Below are 8,489 nucleotides of genomic sequence, written 5' to 3'. Positions count from 1 at the left end.
TATTGATTGTATTGAGGATTTAAGCCCAGAGTGCAGTTATGAGGGACGTTTTATTCCCTGGTAGGTGCCCCGCCTCTTCAGTTCCCCGCTTACGTCCTGGATAAAACCGGCACTGCCCCTTTCCCATCTGGGCGCGAGGAGATATTTCCCCGGCGTCGTCCCTATCAACCTGGCGACCGTTGCTTCCGGCGACAGATACTCGAGAAAGTCACACACGGCGGCAAGATATTCATCGTAGGTGGGGGGTGTAAAGCTCCCTTCTCTCCACATCTCTTCGAGCTTTGTATCCCTGACCACATGAATGTGGTTCAGTTTTACAAGGGACACCCCGGCGTCGGACACCCGTTGTGCCCCCTCAATGAAGCTCTCCCGCGAGTCCCCGGGAAGCCCGTATATCAGATGGGCGCCGAATTCGATCCCCGCGTCCTTTAGCAGCGCAGCCGCCCGGATAAAATCATCGAACCCGTGCCCCCTGTTCACCCGGGAGAGAACCCGGTCATCAACCGTCTGAAGGCCGAGCTCAACGGAAAGATAAGTCTCCCGGCCCAGCCTACCAAGAAGCGATACAACATCCCCGTCGATACAGTCGGGCCTCGTACCGATCACGATTCCCGCTATCCCCTCGGAAACGAGGGCCTCGCGGTAAACCCTCTCGAGATACGCAACGTCTCCGTAGGTATTCGAATATTTCTGAAAGTAGACGAGAAACCGGGCATCCCGGTATTTCCTCTTCCCCTCCTTTTCCCTCAGCGCCGCATGCACCTGGAAGGAAACAGGATTGCCTTCCCCGATGATTCCCACGGTAAAGGCCTCGTTGTTGCAGTATATACACCCCCCTTTCCCCTTTGTGCCATCCCTGTTGGGACAGGTGAAGTCACCATCCACCATTATCTTGTAGACCCGCCGGCCGAACCGCTCCCGGAGGTACCACCCGTAGTGGTTGTAACGGTACCCCCCTGAAAATTGACCATCCATGCTACCTCCCAAAGCAGATCTAAAAGATATTTTAACAGAGGGTGAAATACCTGATACAATAACCCGAAAAAATCGTGAAGGGTGCATGATGGAGAGGGTTCAGTTCATCATGGAAAACGACCGCGTGATCGAGCTGTTCGGCATGGAGCTCGAAGAGGCGCGTGAAGGGTACGTGAGGATCTCGGTGGTGGTGAAAGACGAATATCTCAATGCCCACAACATAGCCCACGGGGCGTTGATCTTTGCCCTCGCGGACGTGGCCTTCGCGATTGCCGTGAACTCGGTAACAGACGCCGTGGGAGTCCAGTGGAGCTTCAACACCTTCAGGGCGGCAATGCCGGGGGAGAGGATAACCGCAGAGTGCGACCTCACCCACCGGGGAAAGAGCCTGATGGTCGTCGATTACCGGGTAACGAACGAATCGGGAAAACTCATCGCGAAAGGGCAGGCCACGGCTCTCCCCGTTCCTCGGGACCGGTTCAAAAGCTGACCTATCCGAATTTTATCAGCACGACCCCGAGGCTGATCAGGAGCGCTCCTGTAAGCCGCATTCCGCCGAAAGACTCCCGAAACAGGGCAATGCCGAGCAAAACGCCGAACACCGCGCTCATCTGCCGCGCAGAAACTGCGTAGCTCACGGGGGCAATGCGAAGGCCGAGGCGGTAGCACAGAAAGGACCCGAAAAGGATACCGCCGGCAAGAGCTATCTTCGGCCAGCTCGCGCGAAGCTCCGGGAGAAGGTCCCTTTTGTTCCCCCGGATCAGGACGTGGTTGCACAGGAGAAAAAACACGAGAACCGAATCGAGATAGTAGGTGTAGGTAAACACGTCGAAGTCCGTCACCCCTTTCTTGTCCACCACCGCCCCGATCGAGTAGAAAAAACCCGCCGCCATCGCCAGGAAGACCCCCGGATTTCTCAAGCTTCTCAGCGGCTCCACCATCCCTTTCAGGTTCAGTGTCTTCATCTGTATCGTGTATGCCCCGAAGAAAACGAGCAGTATGCCGAAACAGCCCTCGATGGAGAGCTTTTCGCCGAGAAAGATGTACGCCCAGAGCGGTATGTAGAGAGGGCCCGTCGTGGTGAGAGGATAGGCGAGCGACACCTCCGTCGTCTCGTACGAGTCGGTAAGGCAAAGGTGGTAGAGGAAAAAGAAGAAACCCGCCGTAACCACGATAACCCCGAGCCTGAACCCCGGCAGCGGTATTTTCCCCTTCCAGACCAGGAAAAATATCGAGAAGATGCCGATCGCAGCAAGGTGCATGAATATGTTGAAAGACATCTTCCTGTCCGACGTTTTGAGGACAACGTTCCAGAGGGCGTGAAAGAGAGCCGAAAGGACGATAAAAAAGAGCGCAAGCAGATTCATAGAGACTCACCCATATGGGCTCCATAACCTCTCATCGAGACCGGGGCTGGAGAAAAATTTATCTTTTCATTCGTGAGTTTCAATATTATAAATAATCTAAATACTATTGTTAAAAGGGAAAATGCTCAACCTGGAAGCAAAATACCAGGCCTTCGCAAGATTCGTGAGGGAAAAGGCCAGAGCGGGGTCCGTTGAAAACCTTCTCGCGGCAACCCCATCGAAATTGCTCCTTCTTTTCCCCGAGCTCGTCTCCGTTTCCTACATCGAGGTAAACAGCGAGGCCGGGATCGTCCGTGTAACGGCCCACGTGGGGCCAAAAGACCTGATACACCTCTCCCCGCCAAAAGAGCTCTTCCGGTTCAAATTGGAAGCGGTGAGGGAGAAAGGCGACGACAGCTTAAAAGAGCTGATACGGAAAAATCTCCATCTGCCGGCCCCTCTCTGCGTGCATTTTCTGCCCCTCAATGCCGCATTTCACCAGAGCAGTGGGTTTTTCGTTCTCGTTTTCCCACGAGACAACCCGAACAACAGAGAAGTGATCCATCAGGTAGAAGAGCTTCTTAGCTATCTGGAAACGACCCGGGAAAACCTGATTCTCAAAGCAGAGTTTGCAGAGATGGACGCCAACTACAGGATCATCGCAAAAGCACTCTCTGAGAAAAAGCTCACTCCCGAAGAGGAGGCGCAACCGCTTCTCCAGGCCATTCTCGAAACGGCGACGCAAAACTTCCAGGCTCCATTCGCCGTGCTCTTCAGGCGTGAGGGCAACACCCTGGCTGCGCTCTTACATTTCGGCACATCCCCCTCCTTTAAGGAACACCAGGGGAAAGAGGAACCCCTGGCCGTTGAGCTCTACCGATCCGATGCTATGCCCGACACCCATATTTTCGAGGCAGAATATTACCGGGAAAAAATCGAGAAACAGATAGTGCCGCAACTTGCACACGGCGCGCTGAACGAAGCGCTGGCAATACCCCTGAGTCCCTTCGGGAAGCATACGTATGTCATTGCGCTCTTTTTCGATCACCTTGAGGAGGAAAAAAGGAGCCACTATCAGAAAGCGGGGACGCTTTTCTCCGGAATCGCATCTTCATCGATCGAGAGCAGGCTCAACAAGTCTGCACTCTCCTCTGCCACCAGCGCCCTCGTCCAGGAAAAAAAGAACACATCCGACCTTCTCAACCTGACGAACCTGGTCTCGTCCACCCTGAACGTTGGCCACTCCTTGAGTATCGTCGTGAAGAAGATACGGGAGCTCTTCGACGCCGACAGATGCTCGATCATCGTAAAGGTGCACGGGAAAAACGAGGGAGTGCTGCAGTACTCCACCTCCAGAGACCACTCGATCGAAGAGCCGGTGGGAATGCGGATCAACGAACAAGAGTGCCCGTACTTCTTCTCTCCGGCGAGAACCAAAAAACCGCTCATCATCGAGAGCACGGATTCGCTGAAATTGAACGTGAAGGAGAGGGGGCTCATGTACGCCCTCAACATCAAAAAGATGCTCCTCCTTCCCATTTTCAACCACGGAGACTTCATGGGGCTGCTCACCGTAGACCACACACAGGGTGACAGGGGCTTTTCAGAGGGGGATATCAGCCTCCTTTCCGCCGTGGCCAATCAGATATCGAGCGCCGTTGGCAACGCCAGCCTCTTCGCCGATGTGCTCAAAAGCAAAAATGAGTGGGAGCTGATCTTCAACTCAATATCGGATGGCGTCTTTGTCATCGACATGGACTATACGGTCACCAACTTCAACACGGTATTCGCCAATCACCGCGGTTTTGACCCCGGCAGGATCATCGGCAGGAAGTGCCACGAGCTCTTCGCCTGCAAGAAACAGGAAACAGAAGAGTGCGGCCACGTCAAGTGCATCACGGAGAAAAAACCCGTCGAATCGATCCACACCTACAGCAAAATTCCCGGTACGTTCAGGGTAACCATATCGCCCGTTTTCGACGAGCGGGGGGAGATCGAAAAGAGCGTTCATTTTATCAAGGACATCACGAAGGAACTGGAGTACAAAAAGCAGCTGGAAGAGAGCCTGAAGAAAGCCCAGGAGATATCGGATTACCTCGAGACGCTGATCGAGTCGACTCCTGACTCCATAATATCGACGGATGAGAAAGGCAAAATCGTCTATTTCAGCAAGGGAGCCTCTGAGGTGCTCGGATACTCGGCGGAGGAGATTCAGGGCAAGCACGTGTCCGAGATCTACCCCTCTCTTGCAGAAGCGAGAAAAATCGGCCAGGCGATGCGCAAGAACAGGGGAAAAATCAGGAACTACAACGTATCCCTGAAGAAAAAAGACGGGACGCTGGTCGAGGTCCTGCTGTCGGCTTCCGCCCTGTATGGCGAGGATGGGGCGCTGATCGGGACGGTGGGGATATCCAAGGACCTGTCGAAGATAAAAAAGATGGAGGAGTACATCCGTCAGTCCGAGAAATTGACCGCTCTTGGCAAGCTGGCCTCGGGGATCGCACACGACTTCAACAATATCCTGGCCGCCATCTCGATGCGGGCGGAACTCATGAAGCTCAAGGTCGAGGATTCGGAACTTTTAAAAGAGCTCGAGATCATCGAGAACGCCGCCCACACGGGCGCCGCAACGGTGAAGAAACTCCGCTCATTTTATAAGCGGGACAGGAAGACCTTCGGCCCCGTCAACTTAAACGACGTGATCACGGAGGCGGTGGATATCACCTCTCCGCGGTGGAAGGACATGTCCCATTCAAAGGGGATATCCATCGACATCACCCTCAAGCTCGAGGATGAACTCCACACCATCCAGGGAAACGAGGGAGAACTGAAAGACGTCTTTATAAACCTGATCATCAACGCCCTCGATGCCATGCCCAAAGGCGGCAAGATACGGATAAGCACCCAGAACGAACACGACAGGGTGAAAACGGTCTTTACCGATTCGGGGGTGGGGATGCAGCCCCGAATCCGCGACAGGGCGTTTGAGCCCTTTTTCAGCACGAAGGGAGAGAAGGGATCAGGCCTGGGGTTATCAACCGTCTACGGGATCATCACCGCACACGGAGGGCAGGTGGACCTTGAATCGTGGGCAGGCAAAGGAACTTCCTTCATACTTCATCTGCCGATATCAGATCCGGAGATCACGGAAGGACCACACGAGGACGAAGAGAAGGATTACGACATTGCCGGCACCAAGGTCATCCTTTTTGAAGACGAGGAGCCCATCAGGAATGCGACGGACGAGCTGCTCACGGAAATGGGCTGCAGCGTTTTCGCGTTTGACAACAGCAGCGCGGGGCTCAAGTTTTTACGGGAAAACCTCACCTCCCTGCGGGACGGAGCCAAAGTCGTCATCATCACCGACCTCGGCATGCCGGCTATCAACGGGCTCGAGATAGCCCGGAAAGCGAAGGATCTCGACGGGCGTGTGCCCGTTATCATGCTGACCGGCTGGGGAACGTTCATGGATCACTCCCAGCTAAACATCTACGGGGTAGACCGGATCATTCCCAAGCCGGTAAAGGGAAAAGTTCTGGTGCGCACCATCGGGGAATTGATCAGTTGAACACCTCCTGTTTCCTCATGTTCCGAAAACTTACCCGCCATATCGGTGTCGTTTTTCTCTCCATTGTTCTCACGAGCTCTTGTTATCAGGCCGCAGCAGCCTCCAGCAGGGAAGTGCTCACAACGATTTTGCCCCTTTACATCTTCTCGGCCAATATACTCAACGGAATCAACGGCGTTCACCTTGAACTTCTCGTCGAGGGGGAAAACGCCAATCCCCACGTCTACACCATGACGGTTCAGGGGGTAAAAAAGATAGCCTCGGCTGAAGTGATAATCGCAAACGGCAAGGCCGAGGAGTTCTTCGATCTGGGCAAAATCAGGGACTTGAACCCCCGCGCCAGAGTAGTCCTGACCCATCAGGCCTCCTTTCGGGTGAGCGGTCTTTCCCCCATAGATGCCAGAAACCCCCACACGTGGCTGAGTCCGAAACGGGCCATAATCGAGTGTGAGGAGATAGGGAAGGCCCTTCAAGAAGCCTTTCCCGAATATGACGCTGCCATCAGGGAGAACGTGAAGATATACAGGAAAAAGCTCGAAGCGTTATCGGAGCGGATTTCCTCGCTGTTATCAAAGGCGGACGTTTTCGATATCATAACCTTCCACGACGCCCTCGATATATTTGCGATCGATTACGGGGCCAGGATTCTCTATCACATCGAAGAGGTCCACGGCATCCCGCCATCTCCTAAAAGGCTTGCCGACATCCTCGATACGATAAAGGCAAAGGGAGGAAAGGTGATCCTCGTCAGCGAGTCACCCGAGCCTGATAGAATCACGAGCATGATCGCGGGAAAGACCGATGCCCCCGTTGTCTGGTTCGACCCCATCATTTCGGGCGGTAAAAACGTAACCCGCTATGAAGAAACCATGCTCATGAATGTCGAAAAATTAATCTCATCGTTTACAATGTAACTAATGGACACCCTGATACATATCGAAAACCTCTCCGTCTCCCTTGGAAACCAGAATGTTCTCGATAATGTCTCTGCCGAGATCCCTTCCGGAAAGCTCACCGCCGTAATCGGCCCAAACGGCGCGGGGAAAACGACCCTGCTCAAATGCATTCTCGGGCTGGTCCATTACAGCGGAACGATATCGATCGGCGGAAAGGACAGGGCCGAGCAGGAACGGTCATCCATCGGCTTCGTGCCCCAGAGGATGGAGCTCGATCGAGGGCTCCCCCTCAAGGTCATCGAATTCCTGAGCCTGGGGGAGCGGGGGAAATCCGTCATTTTCGGCATCGAGAAAAAAAGACGGGAACGGTTCGAGCATTTCCTGAGGATGGTCAACAGCTTACCGCTGATCGAAAAAAGAGTGAGCGAGCTCTCCGGCGGGGAGCTGCAGAGGGTTCTCCTGGCGAAGTCTCTGTGCAGAAACCCGGAAATACTGCTGCTCGACGAGCCTGCTTCGGGTATCGACGTTGGGGGGGAGCAGCTTTTTTGCGACATCCTGGAAGATATTCAGCGGCAGACGGGGAAAACCATCGTCCTGGTCTCCCACGACCTGACCGTCGTGACGAGTCACGCCCATTACGTCCTGTGCCTGAACAAGACGGTCAAATGCTCCGGTTCTCCCGTCGAGGTCATGACAAGCGATAATCTCCTTGACCTCTTCGGGACCCACTCAGGCCTCTATCTCCATGGCGAATCACACGACGTGATCTGCACACATGAGGAAACGGGGGACCGCGCCGACCACGATACCGGGAAAAAACCAGGGTGACAGAGCAAGGAGGCACGATTCCACATTGTTTGATCCTATCCTCTTCAGCCTTTTAAGGAGTTCGTTGGTAGAAGTCATCATGGTGTGCCTTCTCGCCGGGATGATGGGCATATTCGTGGTCAACTTTCAGATGGCGTTTTTTAGCGACGCCATTTCCCACTCTGCCTTCACCGGTGTTGCCCTCGGCCTTATTGCAGGCGTTGACCCCCTATTCACTGTGGTGGCTTTCGGTGTGATTATCGGTCTCTTGGTGGTATTCTTCCGGAAAAAAACGGGCATGTCGTACGATACGATCATAGGTGTCTTCTTCTCATTTTCGGTTTCTCTCGGTATCGTTATCGTCTCCTCATCGAAAGGCCTTTTCAGAAATTTTCACACTTTCCTCTATGGTGATATTCTTCTGATAAACAACACTGACCTCGCCATAACCTTTCTCCTGCTCATCGTCACATCGACATTTATTATCGTCAACTTTGACAAATTGACCCTTGTCGGCATTGATGAAACCTTCGCCTCAACCCACGTCACGGGAGTGACGATTTTAAAATATGCCTTTTCCCTCCTCCTTGGCCTCGTAGTCACCTTGTCTATTAAAACAGTGGGTATTCTTCTCGTTACCGCCCTTCTCGTCGTCCCTGCCGCAAGTGCCCGAGCAATCACAAGCAGCATCGCCTGGATGTTTTATAGTTCTGTAATCTTAAGTGTTCTCTCGGGAATGGGCGGAATTATCGTATCTTTTCATTTGAACTCATCTGCCGGCGCGTCGATTGTCATCGTATCCTGTCTGTTTTTTTTACTGTGCACATTGTGGAAAAGCTTAAGAGATTACCGTGCCACGAGATAAAAAACCACTCTGATCGTTCCCGATAGAGAAAC

7 protein-coding genes are annotated in these 8,489 nt (G+C 53.5%); 5 read left to right on the top strand and 2 right to left on the bottom strand.

The window, feature by feature from the left end; genetic code table 11:
• Positions 1-36: 36 nt before the first annotated feature.
• Positions 37-975 carry a TIGR01212 family radical SAM protein gene (locus GTN70_11650; GenBank protein NIO17614.1) on the bottom strand — a complete coding sequence of 313 codons (939 nt, stop codon included), beginning with the start codon at positions 973-975 and terminating at the stop codon, positions 37-39.
• Positions 976-1,084: 109 nt separating this feature from the next.
• Between GTN70_11650 and GTN70_11645 the strand changes: the two genes are divergently transcribed.
• The gene (locus tag GTN70_11645; protein ID NIO17613.1) at positions 1,085-1,465 is read left to right on the top strand and encodes a hotdog fold thioesterase; all 381 of its coding nucleotides are present in this window, start codon (positions 1,085-1,087) and stop codon (positions 1,463-1,465) included.
• A 1-nt stretch (position 1,466) separates the two neighbouring features.
• Here GTN70_11645 and GTN70_11640 read toward each other — a convergent pair whose 3' ends face one another.
• The gene (locus GTN70_11640; protein ID NIO17612.1) at positions 1,467-2,342 is read right to left on the bottom strand and encodes an EamA family transporter; all 876 of its coding nucleotides are present in this window, start codon (positions 2,340-2,342) and stop codon (positions 1,467-1,469) included.
• Positions 2,343-2,463: 121 nt separating this feature from the next.
• Between GTN70_11640 and GTN70_11635 the strand changes: the two genes are divergently transcribed.
• Genes GTN70_11635 through GTN70_11620 form a run of 4 tightly spaced genes read left to right on the top strand, consistent with a single transcriptional unit; the run spans position 2,464 to position 8,457 of the window.
• Positions 2,464-5,889: a PAS domain S-box protein gene (locus tag GTN70_11635; protein NIO17611.1), complete on the top strand. Its 3,426-nt coding sequence runs from the start codon at positions 2,464-2,466 to the stop codon at positions 5,887-5,889.
• Positions 5,886-6,803: a zinc ABC transporter solute-binding protein gene (locus GTN70_11630; protein NIO17610.1), complete on the top strand. Its 918-nt coding sequence runs from the start codon at positions 5,886-5,888 to the stop codon at positions 6,801-6,803. The genes GTN70_11635 and GTN70_11630 overlap by 4 nt, the downstream gene beginning before the upstream one ends.
• Before the next feature lie 3 nt (positions 6,804-6,806).
• Positions 6,807-7,613 (top strand): ATP-binding cassette domain-containing protein, encoded by an 807-nt coding sequence (locus GTN70_11625; protein NIO17609.1) that lies wholly within the window; start codon positions 6,807-6,809, stop codon positions 7,611-7,613.
• A 25-nt stretch (positions 7,614-7,638) separates the two neighbouring features.
• A complete protein-coding gene (locus tag GTN70_11620; protein NIO17608.1) occupies positions 7,639-8,457 on the top strand; it encodes a metal ABC transporter permease in 819 nt (272 codons plus the stop codon).
• The last annotated feature ends 32 nt before the right edge of the window (positions 8,458-8,489 follow it).

It is taken from the genome of Deltaproteobacteria bacterium, from assembly GCA_011773515.1.
GTDB lineage: Bacteria > Desulfobacterota > Deferrimicrobia > J040 > J040 > WVXK01.
Note: the sequence above shows the minus strand (reverse complement) of the source record. Positions and strands in the feature narration are given on the sequence as shown.

Bases quoted from the DNA above. Each gene is read 5' to 3' on its own strand.
- GTN70_11650 (NIO17614.1), bottom strand. From the start codon at position 975: ATGGATGGTCAATTTTCAGGGGGGTACCGTTACAACCACTACGGGTGG.
- GTN70_11645 (NIO17613.1), top strand. From the start codon at position 1,085: ATGGAAAACGACCGCGTGATCGAGCTGTTCGGCATGGAGCTCGAAGAG.
- GTN70_11640 (NIO17612.1), bottom strand. From the start codon at position 2,342: ATGAATCTGCTTGCGCTCTTTTTTATCGTCCTTTCGGCTCTCTTTCAC.
- GTN70_11635 (NIO17611.1), top strand. From the start codon at position 2,464: ATGCTCAACCTGGAAGCAAAATACCAGGCCTTCGCAAGATTCGTGAGG.
- GTN70_11625 (NIO17609.1), top strand. From the start codon at position 6,807: ATGGACACCCTGATACATATCGAAAACCTCTCCGTCTCCCTTGGAAAC.